Origin of the sequence: Lonsdalea iberica (assembly GCF_002111585.1) — a bacterium.
Lineage (GTDB): Bacteria > Pseudomonadota > Gammaproteobacteria > Enterobacterales > Enterobacteriaceae > Lonsdalea > Lonsdalea iberica.
Genome location: NZ_LUTP01000126.1, coordinates 1 through 724, shown reverse-complemented (window position 1 = coordinate 724; position 724 = coordinate 1). Strand labels below are relative to the sequence as shown.

Here is a 724-nt window from a genome sequence, read left to right as displayed (position 1 = left end):
GCGATGAACGGACAGCGTTATCACTCAAACGAAAAGGCCAGCCTGTTTCCAGACTGGCCCACATAGAGCGCTGATGGACAAATTACTTATCTGGTTGCGCAGGCCAGCTCACGTCAGGGGCCGTTGACACATCGACAGCGTTGACCGCGGATTTATAGGCCATCCACGCCGACAGTTTGGTTTTATTATCGTCGCTGATATCTCCGAGCATAAGCTCGACCCGCCAGTCCGACGTCACGTTATCTGCCTCGGTCAGCAGCGTTTGTCGGCGTTGTTCAGCTTCCGCGATCTCGCCAGTCTGCTTCGCTGCCACGTCCAACACCCAGTTTGTCCCGTCCCAAATATCGTATTCCGTGGCGGGCGCCAGCGGCGTTGTATTTTCCGGATACGCTCCCAGCGTCGTCAGCGTCACGGGTTGCCGGGTTTGCGTGTTGTAAACCGTATCGCCGCGATGGTCGCTGAGATATTCCCATGCCGAACCGTCGGCCGTCCGACGGATCGCAAAGCCGTCTTTGGGAGCCGGAGGGGCATCGAAACAGGAATGCGCGGGCAAGCCGACGCCCACCGGCAGATATTGCGTGGTCGGGAAATGATATTCACCGGTTAATTCATCAAAGTGGTAGACGGTAATGTCTCCGGCCACCACGGCAATCAGGTCATCATTCAATTCAGCTTTAGACATTACGCTGCCCTCACGATGTAGTTAAATGCGATGTTGCGGGGG

The 724-nt window shown here is 56.2% G+C and carries 1 protein-coding gene; it reads right to left on the bottom strand.

The annotated features are described in order from the left end of the window. Window positions 1-82: 82 nt before the first annotated feature. On the bottom strand, window positions 83-682 hold the full coding sequence (locus AU511_RS17035) for a tail fiber assembly protein (protein ID WP_094110376.1): 600 nt from the start codon (window positions 680-682) through the stop codon (window positions 83-85). Window positions 683-724: the final 42 nt, after the last annotated feature.